The sequence below is a fragment of the Minwuia sp. genome, assembly GCF_048007105.1.
Lineage (GTDB): Bacteria > Pseudomonadota > Alphaproteobacteria > Minwuiales > Minwuiaceae > Minwuia.
Genome location: NZ_CP180352.1, coordinates 944049 through 961589, shown reverse-complemented (window position 1 = coordinate 961589; position 17541 = coordinate 944049). Strand labels below are relative to the sequence as shown.

The 17541-nt window shown below is 68.0% G+C and carries 16 protein-coding genes; 10 read left to right on the top strand and 6 right to left on the bottom strand.

Annotated elements, in window-relative coordinates:
- Positions 1-79: 79 nt before the first annotated feature.
- Together msrP and ACMVY4_RS04480 are read right to left on the bottom strand one after the other, a co-directional pair.
- Positions 80-1051, bottom strand: a complete 972-nt coding sequence (msrP, locus tag ACMVY4_RS04485) for a protein-methionine-sulfoxide reductase catalytic subunit MsrP (RefSeq protein ID WP_416898992.1) — start codon at positions 1049-1051, stop codon at positions 80-82.
- A 96-nt stretch (positions 1052-1147) separates the two neighbouring features.
- Positions 1148-2575 carry a sensor histidine kinase gene (locus tag ACMVY4_RS04480; protein WP_416898991.1) on the bottom strand — a complete coding sequence of 476 codons (1428 nt, stop codon included), beginning with the start codon at positions 2573-2575 and terminating at the stop codon, positions 1148-1150.
- A gap of 163 nt (positions 2576-2738) precedes the next feature.
- Between ACMVY4_RS04480 and parA the strand changes: the two genes are divergently transcribed.
- From parA to ACMVY4_RS04465, 3 genes are all read left to right on the top strand, one after another.
- Positions 2739-3368 carry a ParA family partition ATPase gene (gene parA / locus ACMVY4_RS04475; RefSeq protein ID WP_416898990.1) on the top strand — a complete coding sequence of 210 codons (630 nt, stop codon included), beginning with the start codon at positions 2739-2741 and terminating at the stop codon, positions 3366-3368.
- Positions 3358-4536, top strand: a complete 1179-nt coding sequence (locus tag ACMVY4_RS04470; protein WP_416898989.1) for a CaiB/BaiF CoA transferase family protein — start codon at positions 3358-3360, stop codon at positions 4534-4536. The genes parA and ACMVY4_RS04470 overlap by 11 nt, the downstream gene beginning before the upstream one ends.
- Before the next feature lie 104 nt (positions 4537-4640).
- A complete protein-coding gene (locus tag ACMVY4_RS04465) occupies positions 4641-5279 on the top strand; it encodes an exopolysaccharide biosynthesis protein (RefSeq protein WP_416898988.1) in 639 nt (212 codons plus the stop codon).
- 1 nt (position 5280) lies between these two features.
- Here ACMVY4_RS04465 and ACMVY4_RS04460 read toward each other — a convergent pair whose 3' ends face one another.
- From ACMVY4_RS04460 to ACMVY4_RS04450, 3 genes are read right to left on the bottom strand one after another with little or no spacing between them, the layout of a single operon-like run.
- Positions 5281-6741: a sensor histidine kinase gene (locus ACMVY4_RS04460; RefSeq protein WP_416898987.1), complete on the bottom strand. Its 1461-nt coding sequence runs from the start codon at positions 6739-6741 to the stop codon at positions 5281-5283.
- Positions 6738-7466: a response regulator transcription factor gene (locus ACMVY4_RS04455; protein WP_416898986.1), complete on the bottom strand. Its 729-nt coding sequence runs from the start codon at positions 7464-7466 to the stop codon at positions 6738-6740. Before ACMVY4_RS04455 ends, ACMVY4_RS04460 begins: the two co-directional genes overlap by 4 nt.
- A complete protein-coding gene (locus ACMVY4_RS04450; RefSeq protein ID WP_416898985.1) occupies positions 7459-7971 on the bottom strand; it encodes a hypothetical protein in 513 nt (170 codons plus the stop codon). The genes ACMVY4_RS04455 and ACMVY4_RS04450 overlap by 8 nt, the downstream gene beginning before the upstream one ends.
- 233 nt (positions 7972-8204) lie before the next feature.
- On the opposite strand from ACMVY4_RS04450, the gene ACMVY4_RS04445 reads away from it, so the two are divergent.
- From ACMVY4_RS04445 to ACMVY4_RS04425, 5 genes are read left to right on the top strand one after another with little or no spacing between them, the layout of a single operon-like run.
- Positions 8205-9620 (top strand): M23 family metallopeptidase, encoded by a 1416-nt coding sequence (locus ACMVY4_RS04445; protein WP_416900251.1) that lies wholly within the window; start codon positions 8205-8207, stop codon positions 9618-9620.
- 59 nt (positions 9621-9679) lie between these two features.
- Positions 9680-10462 (top strand): N-formylglutamate amidohydrolase, encoded by a 783-nt coding sequence (locus tag ACMVY4_RS04440; RefSeq protein WP_416898984.1) that lies wholly within the window; start codon positions 9680-9682, stop codon positions 10460-10462.
- 7 nt (positions 10463-10469) lie between these two features.
- Positions 10470-11606, top strand: a complete 1137-nt coding sequence (locus tag ACMVY4_RS04435) for a carboxylate-amine ligase (RefSeq protein ID WP_416900250.1) — start codon at positions 10470-10472, stop codon at positions 11604-11606.
- Positions 11607-11653: 47 nt separating this feature from the next.
- On the top strand, positions 11654-11950 hold the full coding sequence (locus ACMVY4_RS04430) for a DUF1244 domain-containing protein (RefSeq protein WP_416898983.1): 297 nt from the start codon (positions 11654-11656) through the stop codon (positions 11948-11950).
- Positions 11951-11957: 7 nt separating this feature from the next.
- A complete protein-coding gene (locus ACMVY4_RS04425) occupies positions 11958-12821 on the top strand; it encodes a DUF1848 family protein (RefSeq protein WP_416898982.1) in 864 nt (287 codons plus the stop codon).
- Between the two features lie 350 nt (positions 12822-13171).
- Here ACMVY4_RS04425 and ACMVY4_RS04420 read toward each other — a convergent pair whose 3' ends face one another.
- Entirely contained in the window at positions 13172-13843 is a 672-nt protein-coding gene (locus tag ACMVY4_RS04420; RefSeq protein WP_416898981.1) for an HAD hydrolase-like protein, read from the bottom strand.
- Positions 13844-13959: 116 nt separating this feature from the next.
- Here ACMVY4_RS04420 and glmU point away from each other — a divergent pair, with 116 nt between their 5' ends.
- Positions 13960-15312 carry a bifunctional UDP-N-acetylglucosamine diphosphorylase/glucosamine-1-phosphate N-acetyltransferase GlmU gene (gene glmU / locus ACMVY4_RS04415; protein ID WP_416898980.1) on the top strand — a complete coding sequence of 451 codons (1353 nt, stop codon included), beginning with the start codon at positions 13960-13962 and terminating at the stop codon, positions 15310-15312.
- A 12-nt stretch (positions 15313-15324) separates the two neighbouring features.
- A complete protein-coding gene (gene glmS / locus ACMVY4_RS04410) occupies positions 15325-17148 on the top strand; it encodes a glutamine--fructose-6-phosphate transaminase (isomerizing) (RefSeq protein WP_416898979.1) in 1824 nt (607 codons plus the stop codon).
- The last annotated feature ends 393 nt before the right edge of the window (positions 17149-17541 follow it).

The window sequence follows — 17541 nt, the reverse complement described above, 5'->3', positions numbered from 1 at the left end:
GCAGGGGGTCCGCCCCATACGCCCGAACACTATGATCGCGCGGAATTAACGCCGCCTCAACGGCGCAGACGCCCTGCCCTCACATGAAGGTCGAGCGCTGGTCCTCCATGCCCTTGTAGAGATGCGCGACGTAGTCGCCATAGCCGTTGTAGATCACGGTCGGAATGCGCCGGTCAGCGCCCAGCACCTCCTCCGACGCCTGACTCCAGCGCGGGTGGTCGACTTCCGGGTTCACATTGGCCCAGAATCCGTATTCGCGCGCCTGCAGCGTCTCCCAGAAGCTAACCGGCCGCTGGTCGGTCAGGGTGACCTTCACGATCGACTTGATCGACTTGAAGCCGTACTTCCAGGGCAGGTGCAGGCGGATCGGCGCGCCCATCTGCTTGGGCAGCGGCTTGCCGTAGGCGCCGGTCACCAGCAGCGGCAGCTCGTTCGCCGCCTCCTCGACAGTCACGCCCTCGACATACGGCCAGGGCTGCCAGTCCTGCCGCTGGCCGCTGGCCATGTCCGGATCCAGGAAGGTCTCGAAGCGGACGTATTTCGCGCCGGCCTGGGGCTCGGCCATCTCGACCAGCTTCGACAGCGGGAAGCCGGTCCAGGGCACGACCATCGACCAGGCCTCGACACAGCGGTGGCGGTAGACCCGCTCCTCGACGCCGGCGGTGCGGATCAGGTCGTCGATGTCCCAGACCTTCGGCTTGGCCACCATGCCGTCGACGGTCACCGTCCAGGGGCGCACCACCAGATCCTGCGCATTGTCGTAGATCCGCTTGTGGGAGCCGAACTCGTAGAAATTGTTGTAGGTGGTGTTGACCTTCTCCGGCGTGATGGCGCGCTCGACCATGTAGCGGTCGTTGCGCGCGGCCGGGTAGAGATCCGCCGTCGGGATCGTCTCGTCTGCGTGCGCTCCGCGGCCGACCATGGCCGAGGCGGCGATACCGGCCGCACCGAATCCCGCGGCCTGCAGGAACCGTCGCCGGTTGAAGAAGACATGCTCCGGGGTGACCTGGCTCTCCGGAATTTCCCAGCCGCGTCGTTTCCTGATCAGCATGTCGGGGCTCCACTTATCATTGTGTCGTTGTCAGGCCGCCAAACTGGCCGCCCCGGACGATCCGCACCAATCAAAGGGCCGTTACGCCGAACGTGATCAGGCGGCCTCGCCGGATTGTCCGGCCGCCCGCCGGACGCGCTGGCGGGGCACCAGCAGCGAGGCGCGTGTGCCCTTGCCCGGCGCGCTGTCGATGCGAAGCTCCGACTGGTTGGCCCGGGCCAGCGCATCCGCCAGCGGCAGCCCCAGACCCCAGCCCTCGGCCTTGCGGGCGACGCCCGAGTCGGCCTGCTCGAAGGGGCGCAGCAGCTTGTCGATCTGGTCCTGCGGAATGCCCGGGCCGCTGTCGGCGATGCAGATGCGGAGCCCGCGCCCCGGAGCGGACAGCTCCGCCGAGAAGCCGACCGGCCCGCCGCTGCCACCGTATTTCAGTGCGTTGGACAGCAGGTTGACCATGATCTGCCGCAACGCGCCGGGGTCGGCATAGACCTCGATATCGTCGACCGCGCCGACCGCGATGGCCGTCTCGTCCAGGCTGTTGGCCGAGCGGACCTGGCGGACGCAGTCGGCGATCGCCGTCCGCAGGCCGATCCAGGCCGGCTGCATCTCCATCTTGCCGGCTTCCAGCTTGTTCAGGTCCAGCAGGTCGTTGATCAGCGCCAGCAACTGCTGCCCGCTTGTCTGGATATCGCCGACATATTCGCGGTAGCGAGGGTTGCCGACCGGACCGAACATCTGCCGGCCCAGCACGTCGGAGAAGCCGATGATGGCGTTCAGCGGCGTGCGGAGCTCGTGGCTGACATTGGAGAGAAAGGCGCTCTTGGCCGAGTTCGCCCGCTGCACCTCTTCGTAGGACCGCACCAGCGCGGCGTTGGCCGCCAGCAGTTCCTCGGAGCGGTAGAAATCCGAGCGGCGCAGATTGGCCATCCAGGTTCCGGCCATGAAGCCGAACAGGAAGGCGATGACCAAGATCAGCGTCAGGGTCATCGCTGTATCGGGGGGCAGGGGCGCCAGCAGCCAGAAGGCGCCCGCGAAGGCCGGAAAGGCGGTCACGTTCATGGCCAGGCGGTACCGGATCGGCAGGGCCAGCATGACGTTGGCGATGATCACGTAGAGCGGCAGCCGCGCCGCCATGGGCACCACGTCGTCGCCGAAGACGCGGATCATCACCACGGCGTCGGCGATCATGTAGACGATGTAGGCGAAGACCAGGGCGTCGATGACCGGATAGCGGAACTTCCGGGACGTGGCGAAGATCCAGAGGGCAGGCAGGATGTTGGACAGCCCCCGCAGCGCGGTGATGATCTCGATGTCGTCCACGTGCCGGACCCGGAAATAGTCCGCCAGCAGCAGCGGCCCCGAGACCAGCAGGATCAGCACACCGAGTTGCTGGACCTGTCGGCGGTAGGCGTCGGCGGAGGTTTCCCGGTAACGGACCTCCAGCGCCGGATCGCGGAATTCGCCGGAGAACAGCGACCGCGCACCGGGGCCCTGCCGGCCACGGGTACCGCTCTTCCGGTAGCTCAAATCGTGCCTCCCGTGCCGGACCAGAGCTAAATCATTGCAGTCAGGGCTTAATTTTTCATTGCCGGGCTTCCGGCGCATGCCCGCCTCCGCACGCGAAGGGCTGGAAACGCCTTCGTTTCGCTTCTACCGTCTTGGCCGTATCCAGCAAGAAGGGGGCAGGGGTATGGCGGGGTCCATCATCGCCGTGGCGCAGCAGAAGGGCGGCGCCGGCAAGACGACGCTGACGGCGCATCTGGGCGCCGCGCTGGCGGGGCTGAAACGCTCCGTAGCGCTGATCGACATCGATCCGCAGCAGTCGCTCACCGCCTGGCATGCGGTGCGGACGGCCCGCGGCGACGCGCCGCCGCTGGAGCTGCGCCAGATCTCGGGCTGGCGCACCGGCAGCGAGGTCGGGCGGCTGAAGCGCGACTTCGACGTCATCCTGATCGATTGCCCGCCGCACGGCGAAACCGACGCCCGCGCCGCGGTCCGGGCCGCCGACCGGGTGCTGATGCCGATCCAGCCGGGTCCGCTGGACTACTGGGCGGCGAAGCAGACCATCGAGATGGCGGAGCGCGAACGCACCGACTTCGTGCTGGTGCTGAACCGCCTGCCCGCGCGCGGCAAGCTGGCCGGAAGGATCCGGGAGATGATCGCAGCCGACGGGCTGAAGGCGGCGAAGGCGACCCTGGGCAACCGCCAGCATTTCGCCTCGGCCATCATGGAAGGGCTTGGCGTTACCGAACTCGCCCCGCGCAGCACCGCCGCGCAGGAGATCACCGCTCTGGCGAAGGAGGTCGTTCGTGGCCTCTGACCGTCCCCGGCCCATGCAGGGCCTCACCGTCCTCGACTTCACCGCCTTTGTCGCCGGCCCTTATGCCAGCCGCCTGCTCGCCGACATGGGTGCGACCGTGATCAAGGTGGAGCCGCCCGAGGGCGAGACCCTGCGCGGCGCGCCGCCCCAGGTGAACGGCATGAGCGGCTTCTTCTCCCAGCTCAATGTCGGCAAGAAGAGCGTGACGCTGAACCTCAAGACCGAGGCCGGCCTCGATCTCGCGCGCCGGCTCGCGGCGAAATCCGACATCCTGCTGGAGAACTTCCGCCCGGGCGTGATGAAGCGGCTTGGGCTCGACTACGACAGGCTGTCGGCCGGTCATCCCGGGCTGATCTACTGTTCGATTTCCGGCTACGGCCAGACCGGACCGGATTCCGGACGGCCCGCCTTCGCGCCGATCATCAACGCCGCCAGCGGCTACACCCTGGCCGAATTCCGCTACCAGCGGGCGCAGGACAAGCCGGAGCGGTCGCGGACCATCGCCGCCGACGTGCTGGGCGCGAACCACGCAACCATCGCCATCATGACCGCGCTGTACCGGCGCGAGCAGACCGGCCGCGGCGACTATATCGACGTCGAGCTGCTGGCCGGGCTGATGAACATGATCCCCTTCGAGATCCAGGAGGCGCAGTTCCCGCTGGAGAAGCTGAACGTCCCGGTCTTCGATCCGATCCGGGCGCAGGACGGCTACTTCGTGGTCGCGCCGGTGACGCAGAAGAACTTCCACGCCATGGCGGAGGCCTGCGGCAAGCCGGAATGGATGGAGGACGCGCGCTTCCGCACCAGCACCGACCGCATGGCCAACTGGGACGAACTGTTCGGGCTGGTCGAGGAATGGGCCGCCGACAAGACGGCCGTCGACGCCGCCCGCGCCATCGAGGCGGCGGGCTGCCCGGCGCGGCGCTACATGACGCCGGCGCAGGCGCTGGAGAACCCGCACATGCTGGAACGCGGCTCGATCGTCGAGGTCGAGGACCAGATGGGCCGCCACAAGGTGGTGAACACGCCCTTCCGCTTCCGCAACGCCGAGGCCGGCGTCACCGCCGGCGCGCCGACGCTGGGCGCGGACACCGCCGGGGTGCTGGCCGATGTGCTGGGCATGGACCAGGGCCAGATCGCGGCGCTGAAGGAAGACGGCGCGGTCTGACGGCTGCGGCATTCGGCGCCGCCCGCCGCCGTTGATCCCCCGCCTTCCGTCCCCATCTGCCGTTCCGAAGGCAGACCGGACAACAAGAAGCGGGACACACCGCCATGAGCCAGAGCGCCTGCGCCGACGCAGCCGGCGTCGCGGAAGACAGGGACGACGACGGCCGTCAGTCGCTGACGGATTTGCTGGACCGGATCGAAGCACGGTCGCGGCAATCCGACAGGATCACGGTGCAGGACATGATGAAGGCGCTGCAGGCGCGGGGCTTCGCGCCGCTGCTGCTGGTGCCGGGCCTGATCGCGCTGGGCCCGGTCGGCGCCATTCCGGGCATGTCGCTGTTCACCGGATCGATCATCTTCCTCGTCTCGATCCAGATCCTGCTGGGCCGCAACCACCCTTGGCTGCCGGAGAAGGCGCTTGGCTTCCAGATTCCCTCTCGAAGGCTTTCGAAGCTGATCGGGTATTCGCGCAGGCCCGCCCGCTTCATCGACCGGTTCCTGAAGCCGCGGCTGACCTGGTTCGCGGAAGGCCTGCCGGGCCGACTCGGCTCGGCCATGTGCGTCGCGATGGCGCTGACCATGTTTCCGCTGGCGCTGGTGCCCTGGGGCGTGATGCTGCCCGCCGGATCGGTTTCGGCCTACGCGCTGGGGCTGGCGACGCGCGACGGCGCGCTGGTGCTGGCCGCGAACGTGCTCGGCCTCGGCGCCCTGGGCCTGACCGCCTGGTTCCTGACCACGCTCTGAGCTAGCGGGCGGCGGGTCCGCGGAGCACGATGGAAAGGCCGCCATCGTCCTCGTTCTCGGCATGGGCGGTGCCGCCCATCGCCTCCATGTTCCGGCGCACGATCCAGAGGCCGAGACCGTCATGGCCCTCGTCGCCCTCCTTGCGGCCGCTGAACTTGCGGTCGAAGATCTGCTCCAGCGCATGGTCGTCGACGCCGGGACCGGTGTCGGTGATGCGGATCTCGATCGCCTGCTGATGCTCCTCGTTCAGCACGGTCACGGTGATCCTGCCGCCCCGCGGCGTCAGTTCCAGCGCGTTCTCGATCGGGTTTTCGATGGCGATGCGGAGCAGGTCGGCATTGCCGCGGAACAGGATGCCTTCGAGGCCCTCGGTACCGAGTTCGATGCCGCGGTCCCGGGCGATGGGCCGGTATGCATCGACCACATCCCGCGCCAGCGCACCGGCGTCCAGCGGTCGGAGCCGCGGCGAGACCAGCGCCGCGGCGGCCTCCTCGCTGCGCCGGATCACGGTGATCAGATGATCCAGTCGGTCGACGGAATTCTCGATCAGCTCCGCCGACCGGGTGCGGCGCTGATCGCCCTCCACGGCCTTCCTGAGCGGTTCGAGGGCCTGCGCGATCACGCCGACCGGGGTCTTCAGGGCGTGGGCGTTCTCTTCCGACAGCCGCAGCAGGATCTCCGCGGAGCGGCGGAGATTGGCGACCATGCGGTCGAACTCGACCGCGACCCCGTCCAGTTCCGGCAGACGGTTCAGATCCTGGAAGCGCGCGTCCTGTTCGCCCTCGCCGGCGCGGCGGGCGGTGCGCGCGAAGGTCTTCAGGTCGCGGCGCAGGCTCAGCAGGATCAGCAGGACCAGACCGACCATCGCCACATAGACCACCGCGCTGATGATCATTTCCGGCGACTGCCAGTAGGGGCGGGTGCCGTCCGGACCGAAGCGGGCGACTTCCTGCCGGGTCAGGATCACGGCCCAGCAGCCGTTCTCCTGCACCACGGTGACGATGGAGGCGATCACACGCCGGTCGCCGCTGACCGTGTCGTAGACCGAACCGCGGTCGAAGCCGTAGACGCAGTCCCGGCCGATCTCCGCCACCGAGGCGGTCTGCAGCAGCGCCGCGCGCTCGGCCTCGAACTTGGCCGCCGGCAGCGCCGGTGCAGCGGCCACGAAATAGAAGGCGCTCGCAGCCTCGCCGGCCGGTCGGTAGAGCAGCCGGAGTTGCGTGCCCGGCGTCTCGAAGCGGCCGAGCACGTCGTTCAGGTCGGGCAGGCGCGCCGGGTCCAGCGACGTCCGCAGCGCCTCGGCGGTGATCCGGCCCTGTGCGGCAACCGACTGGCGCAGCAGCCGGCTGCGTTCCTGGTCGGCGGACTGGAGCTGGTTGTAGATGATCACCGGCGCGATCAGCAGCACGGCCGCGATGACCGCCAGGCGGGTCCACATGGACCGCATGTATCGGGCGATCACCGGTCTTCCGGCCGTCGCCACCGGTAACCGAAGCCGGGGTAGTTTTCGATTTCGGCGAAATCGGCGTCCAGGTTCTCGAACTTGCGGCGCACGCGCTTGATCATGCTGCGCACATTGGTGCGGAAGCCGTCCTCGCCCGCCCCGGCGTGGAAGCCCTCACCTCTCACAAGATCGTAGAGCTCGCGATAGCGGCAATCCCTGCCCTGCCGCGCCGCGAGATGGTGGACGATGGAGAACTCGGCGACCGTCAGGTCGACCTCCTTGCCGCGCCAGCGGGCGCGGGCGGAGTCCGGGTCCAGCGCCAGACCGCCGATTTCCAGCAGCCCCTCCGCCGGCGCCTCGGACTGGCCGCGCTTGCCGCCGACGATCAGGTCGATGCGGCGGCGGAGAATGGAGAAGCTGCGCGACTTCTCGATGAAATCGACGGCGCCGCCGATCAGGGCGGCCTCCTCGTAGATCTGGTCGGAAAGAACGGTGAGGAAGATCACCGGCACCTGGCCGCCATCGCCGCGATAGGTCTTCAGCACCTCGATGCCGTTCATCCTGGGCATCTTCCAGTCGAGCAGGATCAGCGACGGCTTCGGGTCCTGCTTCAGCCGTTCCAGCACCTCCGGCCCGTCGGGAAACTCCTCCACCGTGAATCCGTCATCGCCGAGATTCTGGCTGACCGATTCCCGGAACAAGTCGTCGTCGTCGACGATGAAGATGAGCGCGCCGTCAGCCACTCAGCTTGCCGCCCGTTTCGGCGCAGCGGGGATCGGTCTTCGCGCCGGCGGCCGGCGCGGCGGGCTCGGCCTCGAAGGCCAGCGCCTTGGCCTCACCGCTGGAGACGTCCTGGAAGATGAAGAGCTTGAGATCGCAGCCGCTGATGCCATAGCGCCAGACCCGGGCCGGCGGCTGGTCGCCGATGCTGTCGGGCGCGCCGAGTTCGCGGCGCAGCTCGGTTTCGGTCATGCCGACAAGGCTGGAGAAGGCGACGGGCGTCTTCGCGTCCGCCGCGGCCGTGCGGTCGGCCTGCTGCTTCAGCGTCCGGCGCTGCGCCGGCGCCGGGCCGGCGGGCCGGCTGGGCGGCGGCGGCGGGGCGTCCACGTCTGCTGGCGCAGCGGCCGCCGCCTGCGCGGGCCGGCTGACGACCGGTTCCGGCTCACCGGCCGGTCCCGCCTCTTGCTGCGCACAACCGGCCAGCAAGGCGACGGACAGTATCAGAATACCGGTCCTGAGACGTGACATGAACGCGACCGCAATTTCCTCGACCCGTACCGAATGTATAGCGTCCGATCCGGACACGCCAGCCGCATTGGCAGCGACAAATCGCGTTGCGTCAATTCATTGACGGCTTTCCTTGCGTCATCACTCGATGAAAAAAATTACGCCGACGCTCGCGAATCAGGCGGGATATTGACAGTATGATCGCCGTCAATATGGTGCAGGCGGTTCGATTGGCTGGGACTGACAAGTTGAGAATGGTGTTCGAGCGGACGCTGACCGGCGGCAAGGGCCGGAAGCCACGACTGACCGTTGCCGCGATCGCGCTGGGCCTTCTGGCCGGCGCGGCGGGACTTTCCTACAGCGTGGTCGATCGCGACCTGCACAACAGCGCCTCCGCCGCCGTGGGCGGCGCGGACCGTTCCGGCACCGTGGAGCTGCTGGTGAGTCAGCGCGCCCGCGACGTCGACGGTTTCATCGAACGGGTGTTCCCGTCGCTGCAGGACGACGAATCGGGTCATGCCGAGAGCACATCGCCTGTCGAGGACCGGCTGGTCAGGACGGTGATCAAGTCCGGCGACACCCTGGCCCGCGCCCTGGCCGATGCCGGCGCCGACAAGCTGAGCGCCCACAACGCCTCCGTCACGCTGGCGACCCTCACCGATCTCCGCCGGCTGCGTCCGGGGCAGGAGCTGACGCTGTGGTTCGATGCCTCGACCGACGCGCTGCGCGGCGTGAGCCTGAAGGAAAGCGTCGAGCGCACGGTCCTGGCCCGCGCCAATCCCGAAGGCGTCTTCGAAGGCAGCGAGGAGAAGGCCACCTTCGAACGCTCGCTGGTCAAGGCCCGCGGCGTGATCGACGATTCGCTGTTCCTGGCCGCCGACCGCGCCGGGCTGGAGCATGAGGTGATTGCCGAGCTGATCCGCATGTTCAGCTTCGATGTCGATTTCCAGCGCGGCATCCACACCGGCGACTCCTTCGAGCTGACCTACGAGCAGTATCTCGACGACGCCGGCAACGTGGCCAAGACCGGCGCCATCCTGAAGGCGACGCTGGTCCGTCAGGGCAACCCGCTGACCTACTATCTCTACGAGCCCAAGGACGGGAACGGCGCCGACTATTTCGACGCGAAGGGCCAGAGCGCCAAGAAGACCCTGATGCAGACGCCGATCGACGGCGCGCGCATCTCGTCGGGCTTCGGCAAGCGCCGCCATCCGATCCTGGGCTACACCAAGATGCACAAGGGCACCGACTTCGCGGCCCGCAGCGGCACGCCGATCATGGCCGCCGGCGACGGCACCATCGAGTCGCTCGGCTGGAACGGCGGCTATGGCCGCTACATCCGCATCCGCCACAACGGCACCTACAAGACCGCCTACGCGCACATGAAGGGCTTCCGCAAGGGCCTGAAGAACGGCAGCAAGGTCAAGCAGGGCCAGATCATCGGCTATGTCGGCACCTCCGGGCGTTCGACCGGTCCGCACCTGCACTACGAAGTGCTGAAGAACGACCGTCAGGTGAACCCGCGCTCGATCAAGCTGCCCACGGGCATCAAGCTGGCCGGCGCCGACCTGAAATCCTTCGAGCGTCATGTGAAGGGTCTGGAATCGCGCATCGCCGCCCTGCCCTACAGCAGCGGCGCGGATGTCGCCTCGGCTTCGCCGGAAGACTGACCGCCGGCGCGGCCAACTGGCCGCTGTGAAAATCGCCGCCGCCGCGCTATCCATCGGTCATGTTCGATCTCATGACATTGCGGCCGCAGGGCGATGAAGACCCGCCGCCCTTCCACCTTCTGAACACGGACGGCGCCGCACGGGCCTTGCTGGTCTGCGATCACGCCTCCAATGCGCTGCCGCGGCGCTACGGCACGCTGGGGATCGATCCGGACAAGATGTTCGAACACATCGCCTGGGACGTCGGCGCGGCGGCCGTCACCCGGACGCTGTCGGATCTGCTGGATGCGCCGGCGATCATGGGCGGCGCATCGCGCCTGCTGGTCGATCTCAACCGCTATCCGGAGGATCCCAGCGCCATCCCCGCCCGCTCCGACGGCACCCATGTCACCGGCAATGACGGGATCGGCGAGGCGGAGCGGACCGAGCGGCTGGCCTGGCACGCGACCTACCACGCCGAGGTCGAGCGTCTGATCGCCGGTTTCGACGGCGCGCCGGTGCTGCTGTTCATCCACAGCTTCACGCCACGGATCGGCGGCAAGGGACGGCCCTGGCATCTGGGCGTGCTGCATCACGGCGGCAGCCCGGAAAGCGACGCGCTGCTGAAGGTGCTGCATCAGGACACGGCCATCGTGACCGGCGACAATCAGCCCTATTCGGTCGACCAGCCGAAGTCGCATTCGATCTTCCGCCACGCCATCGATGCAGGACGGCCCTATATCGCGCTGGAAATCCGTCAGGACCTGATCGAGACCCTGCCCGATGCCGAGACATGGGCCGAACGCATCGCAACCGCCTTCCGCGAGGCACTCTCGCCGGGCGGCTTCTTCGGGGAGGCTTGAACCCATGATGGACGACCCGAGCCTGACCATGGGAATCGAGGAGGAATACCTCCTCATCGACCCTGAGACACTCGACCTGGCGGCCGACCCGCCGGAGAGCCTGCTGGAGCGGGCCCAGGCGCTGGCGCCGGACCAGCTGGTCACGCCGGAATTCCTGCGCGCGCAGATCGAGGTCGGGACCCGGGTCTGCGCCACGGTCGCCGAGGTCCGCGCGGCCCTGGTGGAGCTTCGCCGCGCGGTCCGGACCGCGGTCGGCGAGCACGGGCTCGCCTTCGCCGCGGCCTCGACCCATCCCTTCGCCGAGTGGTCGGCGCAGCACCCGACGCGCAAGGAGCGCTACGAGACCCTCGCGCGGGACCTGCAGTCGGTGGTCCGCCGGCTGCTGATCTGCGGCATGCATGTCCATGTCTGCATCGAGGATGACGAGCTGCGCATCGATATCATGAACCAGGTGCGGTACTTCCTGCCGCATCTGCTGGCGCTGACCACCTCCTCGCCCTTCTGGCAGGGCCGGATCTCGGGCCTGCAGTCCTACCGCCTGACCGTGTTCGACGCCCTGCCGCGCACCGGCATGCCGGAAGCCTTCTCGTCCTGGCCTGAATACGACCGCCTGGTGCAGCAGTTCATCAATGCCGGCGTGATCGAGGACGCCTCCAAGCTCTGGTGGGACATCCGGCCAAGCGCCAAGTATCCGACGCTGGAGATGCGCGTCGCCGATGTCTGCACGGAGATCGACGACGCCATCGCGGTCGCTGCGCTGTATCTGTGCCTGATCCGGATGCTGATCCGGCTGAAGCGCAACAACCAGCGCTGGCGCATCTACCCGGCCGCCCTGATCCGGGAGAACCGCTGGCTGGCCATGCGTCACGGCGCGACCGGCAAGCTGGTCGATTTCGGCAAGGGCCAGCAGGTGCCCTATGCCGACCTGATCGAGGAGATCTTCGAACTGGTGGCCGAGGACGCGGAGGCGCTGGGCTGCCAGAACGAGATCCGGCACGCCCGCACGATCGCGATGCGCGGCACCTCGGCCAGCCGGCAGCTGAAGCTGTTCGAGGAGCGCAAGGCGGCCGGCGACGACGACCGCACGGCGCTGAAGGCGGTGGTCGCCGATCTGGTCGAGCGCACCGGCGCGGGGCTGGATTGAGCGCGCCACCCGCCTTATCTGGGGGAGACGAAACGGAGGATCACGCCATGGACAAGCAGACGCAGACCGAACTGGAAGCCGCCGCGTTCCGCCGCCTGGTCGGCCATCTTCGCGAGCGCACCGACGTGCAGAACATCGACCTGATGAATCTCGGCGGGTTCTGCCGCAACTGTCTGTCGAACTGGTACCGCGAGGCCGCCGAGGACAAGGGGATCGACATGTCCAAGGACGAGTCGCGCGAGATCGTCTACGGCATGCCCTACGGCGAGTGGAAGGACAAGTACATGACCGAGGCCTCGCCCGAGCAGAAGAAGGCTTTCGACGCCCAGGGCGGCGGTCACTGACCGGCGCTTGATCGTCTCGGCGAGCTACCGCTCGGACATTCCCGCCTTCCACGCCGCGCGCTTCCGCCGTCAGCTGGCGCAGGGCTTCGCCACGGTGAAGAACCCCTATGGCGGGCCGGACTACCGCGTCTCGCTGGCGCCCGAGGATGTCGACGGCTTCATCTTCTGGACCCGCAATGCACGCCCCTTCCGGGACGGCCTGACCGAGGCCGGCCGGATCGCGCCCTTCGTCATTCAGTACACGGTTACCGGCTACCCCGAGACACTGGAACGCGGCGTCCCGCCGGCGGACCACGCCATCGCCGAGATCGCACGGATCGCGGCGGAACAGGGGCCGGGCCGCGTCGTCTGGCGCTATGACCCGGTCATCTGGACCGGGCTGACCGGCGCGGACTTCCACCGCGACAACTTCCGTCGGCTTGCGGACCGGCTCGCCGGCCAGGTCGACGAGGTCACCTTCTCGGCGGCGACGCTCTACGCGAAGTCGAAACGGAACCTGAAGCGCCACGCGCCGGCAGTGGACGTGTCGGACCCGGACGACGACGCCAAGCGCGCGCTGCTGGCGGATCTGGCCGGGGCGGCGGCGGAACGCGGGCTGAGGCCGACGCTCTGCAGCCAGCCGCATCTGCTCTCGGAACCGATGACCGCTGCGAAATGCGTCGATGCCGGCCGGCTGCAGCGGATCGGCAGCGCGTCCTTCCGGTCGAAGCAGAAGGGCAACCGCCCGGGCTGCGACTGCGCCGAATCACGCGACATCGGCGCCTATGACAGCTGCGCCCATGGCTGCCTCTACTGCTACGCCGTCAACGACCACGAGAAGGCGAAAGCCGCCGTGGGCGGACGGGCACCGTTGAACCGGCATCCCAGGTAGAGCCCTCCCTCTCCGAGGGGGAGGGTTGGGTGGGGGTGGGAGGAGCTCGGAAACCGCCCGTCTGGGGATGGCTGGGTCGGACAGACGGGCGGCTCAGTCCTTGCCGGAAGAATCTGAGCCGCGCTGCGTGCCAGCCGGACCTTCCCACGCAGCGCGGTTTCACTTTCCCCCACCCGTCGCTGCGCGCCGGCCGCCCCCTGCCAGGGGGGAGGCACCTGTTCAGACCGTCCCTCACACACCTGATGTCCCCGGGCTCGACCAAGGAACCTGAGACCGCCACCGCCCGGGCGTCGGAACCGTGAGGCCCCCGGGTCAAGCCCGGGGCGACAGGAGTGGCGAGGCGCGAGCGACTACAGCCCCATCAGCTCCATCGCGGCGCGGTCGAGCTGGATGAAGCTGTCGATCACCCGGTCGGCGTCGAGTTCGTGCGCCGGGGTGCGGCCGTAGCCGAAGCTGACCGCGATCACCGGCACGCCGGCATTGCGGGCCGCGCCGGTGTCGGAGGCCGAATCGCCGATCATGACGGCGCAGGCCGGATCGCCGCCGGCGGCCCTGATGGTCTCGGTCAGATGCCGTCCGTCGGGCTTGCGGAAGGGATAGCTGTCCGCGCCCTTCACGGCGTCGAACAGGTGCCGGATGCGCCAGGCCGCCAACTGCTTTTCCGCGAACTCGATCTTCTTGTTGGTGCAGATCGCGATCAGCGCCCCGCGCGCCTTCCAGCGATGGATCGCCCCCAGCGCCTCGGGGAAGGGCTGACTGCGGTCGGCCAGATGCACCACGTAGTAGTCGAGGAAATCCTTCAGCAGCCGCTTGTAGTCGTCGCCTTCCGGCGCGCCGCCGGTGTCGCCGAAGCTGCCCATGATCATCGGACCCGCGCCATCGCCGATGAATTCCTTCATCCGCGCGAAGGGCACGCTTGGCCGCCCCTCCTTCGCCAGCAGGTAGCAGACCGTGCCGTAGAGGTCGGGGGCGGTGTCGGCAAGGGTGCCGTCCAGATCGAACACAATGGTGGGGCGCGTCATGAATCCTCCACGGAGCGGCTGGCGCGGTTTCTGCAAATCACTGAAACGATGTTTGAATTGGCGCTGCGGAATGGGTCATGCCATAGCATTTCGCAGCCATCTCTGGGGAGCAGAATATGGGCGAACGAGCCGTAGCCGCTGTCATCCTGGCGGCCGGAATGGGCACACGGATGAAATCCGTGCTGCCGAAGGTGCTGCATCCGGTGGCCGGACTGCCGATGATCAACCACATCCAGAAGGCGCTGGCGCCGCTGGATCCCGCGCGGACGGTCGTCGTGACCTCTCCGGGCCAGGACGACGTACGCGCCGCCGTCGCACCGGCCGACACCGCGGTCCAGACCGAGGCGCTGGGCACCGGCCATGCGGTGCTGGCAGCGCGGGAGCAGCTGGACGGCTTCGACGGCACGGTTCTGGTGCTGTTCGGCGACACCCCGCTGCTGCGGACCGAGACCATTCAGGCCATGGCCGAGATCATGGAAGGTCCGGAAGACCCGGCCGTGGCCGTTCTGGGCTTCCGGCCCAAGGACCCGACGCTCTACGGGCGGCTGGTGACCGACGCCGACGGCCATCTGGAAGCCATCGTCGAGCACCGCGACTGCAATGAGGCGCAGTTGAAGATCGGCTTCTGCAACGCCGGGATCATGGGTCTGGACGGGCGCGTCGCGCTCGAGTTCCTCGACCGCATCGGCAACGACAATTCCAAGGGCGAATACTATCTGACCGATATCGTCGCCATCGCCCGGGCCGCGGGCCGCACCTGCGTCACCGTCGAGGGCGATCCGGAAGAGGTCATGGGCGTCGATCACCGGGGCAAGCTGGCCCAGGCCGAGGCGGTCGCCCAACGCCGGCTGCGCGATGCGGCGATGGCAGGCGGCGCCACGCTGGTGATGCCTGAAACCGTCTATTTCAGCCATGACACCGTCATCGGCCAGGACGTCACCGTGGAGCCCAACGTGGTCTTCGGGCCCGGCGTGCGGATCCACGACAATGTCCACATCAAGGCCTTCAGCCATCTGGAGGGCTGCGAGGTCCACCCCGAAGCCGAGATCGGCCCCTATGGCCGTCTGCGTCCGGGCGCGGAAATCCGCACCGGCGGCAAGATCGGCAATTTCGTCGAGGTGAAGAAGGCGGTGATCGAGGAAGGCGCCAAGGTCAATCACCTGACCTATATCGGCGACGCCCGCGTCGGCCGGAAGGCCAACATCGGCGCCGGCACCATCACCTGCAATTACGACGGCTTCTTCAAGTACCACACCGACATCGGCGCGGGCGCCTTCATCGGCTCCAACACCGCGCTGGTCGCCCCGGTGAAGATCGGCGACGGCGCCATCGTCGGCGCCGGCAGCACCATTGCGAGGGATGTCCCCGCCGACCAGTTGGCCCTCACCCGGGCGCAGCAGGCCGGCAATGACGGATGGGCCGCGCGGTTCCGCGAGACCCAGACCGCCAAGAAGAACGCGAAGAAATAAGGAAGAACGAAGATGTGTGGAATTGTCGGAGTGATCGGCAGGGACGGTGTGACGCCACGACTGGTCGAGGGCCTGAAGCGTCTCGAATACCGCGGCTACGATTCGGCGGGCGTCGCCACCCTGGTCGGCGACGAGATCGGCCGCCGCCGCGCCGAAGGCAAGCTGCGGAATCTGGACGCGGTGCTGGAGAAGACGCCGCTGGACGGCGATATCGGCATCGGCCACACGCGCTGGGCCACCCATGGCGTGCCCAACGAGGCCAACGCCCATCCGCACGCGACCGAGCGCGTCGCGCTGGTCCACAACGGCATCATCGAGAACTACCGCGAACTGGCCAAGGAACTGACCGACGCCGGCCGCACCTTCGCCTCCGAGACCGACACCGAGATCGTCGCGCATCTGATCACGGTCAATCTGGACCGCGGCATGAGCCCGAAGGAGGCCGTCGCCGCCGCGCTGAAACGGCTGGAGGGCGCCTTCGCGCTGGGCATCATCTTCACCGGCGAACATGACCTGATGATCGGCGCCCGACGTGGCAGCCCGCTGGCCATCGGCTTCGGCGACGGCGAGATGTATCTGGGCTCCGACGCCATGGCGCTGGCGCACATGACCAACCGGATCGCCTATCTGGAAGAGGGCGACTACGCCGTCCTGACCCGCAAGACCGCGACCTTCTACGACGAGAACGACAACGAGGTCAGCCGCGAGGTCAAGCAGTCCGCGATCTCCGGCGCCGCGATCGGCAAGGGCAACCACGCCCATTTCATGCTGAAGGAGATCTACGAGCAGCCGGCCGTCATGGGCGACACGCTGCATTCCTATCTCAATCCGTCGACCGGCGAGATCACCCTGCCGGGGCTGGATTTCGACATGATGCAGGTGCCGAAGATCACCATCATCGCCTGCGGCACCTCCTTCTATGCCGGCATGGTCGCGAAGTACTGGTTCGAACAGGTCGCCCGCGTCTCCGTCGAGGCCGATGTCGCCTCCGAGTTCCGCTACCGCGAGGCGCCGGTGCCCGAGGGCGGCCTCGCCATCTTCATTTCCCAGTCCGGCGAGACCGCCGACACGCTGGCGGCGCTGCGCTACTGCAAGTCGCAGGGCCAGAAGATCGTCTCCATCGTGAACGTGCCGGAGAGCTCCATCGCCCGTGAATCCGACGTTGTGCTGCAGACCCTGGCCGGCCCGGAAATCGGCGTCGCCTCGACCAAGGCCTTCACCTGCCAGCTCTCGACGCTGGCCTGCCTGGCCATCGCGATTGCCCGCAAGCGCAACGCCATCGACGACGCCGAGGAAGACCGGCTCGCCCTCGCCCTGGCCCACGTGCCGGCCATGGCGGCGCAGGTGCTGAACCATGACGGCGAGATCCTGCAGCTGGCCCGGTCGATCTTCGAGGCCCGCGACGTGCTCTATCTGGGCCGCGGCACCGGCTTCCCGCTGGCGCTCGAAGGCGCGCTCAAGCTCAAGGAAATCAGCTACATCCACGCCGAGGGCTATGCCGCCGGCGAGATGAAGCACGGCCCCATCGCCCTGATCGACGACCAGGTGCCCGTCATCGTCATCGCGCCGACCGACGCCCTGTTCGACAAGACGGTGTCCAACATGCGCGAGGTCATGGCCCGCGGCGGCAAGGTGATCTTCCTCTCCGACCGGGAGGGCCTGGACGAGGTCGGCGCCGAAGCCTTCGCCAGCATCGAGCTGCCCGACGTCGACAGCTTCGTCGCCCCGCTGCTCTACGCCATCCCGGTGCAGCTGCTCGCCTACCACGTCGCCGTGCTCAAGGGCACCGACGTCGACCAGCCCCGCAACCTCGCCAAATCCGTGACGGTGGAGTAGGGCGACGGTCCCTTGACGTCCCCGGGCCTGACCCGGGGACCTGAGGGTTCAACCGCCGTGCCTTCTGACGTCCCCGGGCCCGACCCGGGGACCTGTGGGTTCAACCGCTGAGGCGGTGGCGACCTGAGGCCCTCGGGTCAGGCCCGAGGGCGGCAGGTGCTATTGCAACCTCCGACCCGTCCCGGGACTTGATCCCGGGACCCACAATCAGGCGTTCGCCCTCGGAACTGGGCAGCGGGATCAAGTCCCGCTGCGGGCATGTATGAGACCCCACGCCACGGCCTTCTCGGACCCCGGCTCAAGGCCGGAGTGACGAAGGTGTGTGGCAGCGCCGCAGAGCAAACACGTCATGCCGGCCCCCGAGCCGGCATCCGGCAGTCTGTCCACCGGCGG

Bases quoted from the DNA above. Each gene is read 5' to 3' on its own strand.
- msrP (WP_416898992.1), bottom strand. From the start codon at position 1,051: ATGCTGATCAGGAAACGACGCGGCTGGGAAATTCCGGAGAGCCAGGTC.
- parA (WP_416898990.1), top strand. From the start codon at position 2,739: ATGGCGGGGTCCATCATCGCCGTGGCGCAGCAGAAGGGCGGCGCCGGC.
- ACMVY4_RS04465 (WP_416898988.1), top strand. From the start codon at position 4,641: ATGAGCCAGAGCGCCTGCGCCGACGCAGCCGGCGTCGCGGAAGACAGG.
- ACMVY4_RS04450 (WP_416898985.1), bottom strand. From the start codon at position 7,971: ATGTCACGTCTCAGGACCGGTATTCTGATACTGTCCGTCGCCTTGCTG.
- ACMVY4_RS04445 (WP_416900251.1), top strand. From the start codon at position 8,205: ATGGTGTTCGAGCGGACGCTGACCGGCGGCAAGGGCCGGAAGCCACGA.
- ACMVY4_RS04440 (WP_416898984.1), top strand. From the start codon at position 9,680: ATGTTCGATCTCATGACATTGCGGCCGCAGGGCGATGAAGACCCGCCG.
- ACMVY4_RS04435 (WP_416900250.1), top strand. From the start codon at position 10,470: ATGGACGACCCGAGCCTGACCATGGGAATCGAGGAGGAATACCTCCTC.
- ACMVY4_RS04430 (WP_416898983.1), top strand. From the start codon at position 11,654: ATGGACAAGCAGACGCAGACCGAACTGGAAGCCGCCGCGTTCCGCCGC.
- ACMVY4_RS04420 (WP_416898981.1), bottom strand. From the start codon at position 13,843: ATGACGCGCCCCACCATTGTGTTCGATCTGGACGGCACCCTTGCCGAC.
- glmU (WP_416898980.1), top strand. From the start codon at position 13,960: ATGGGCGAACGAGCCGTAGCCGCTGTCATCCTGGCGGCCGGAATGGGC.
- glmS (WP_416898979.1), top strand. From the start codon at position 15,325: ATGTGTGGAATTGTCGGAGTGATCGGCAGGGACGGTGTGACGCCACGA.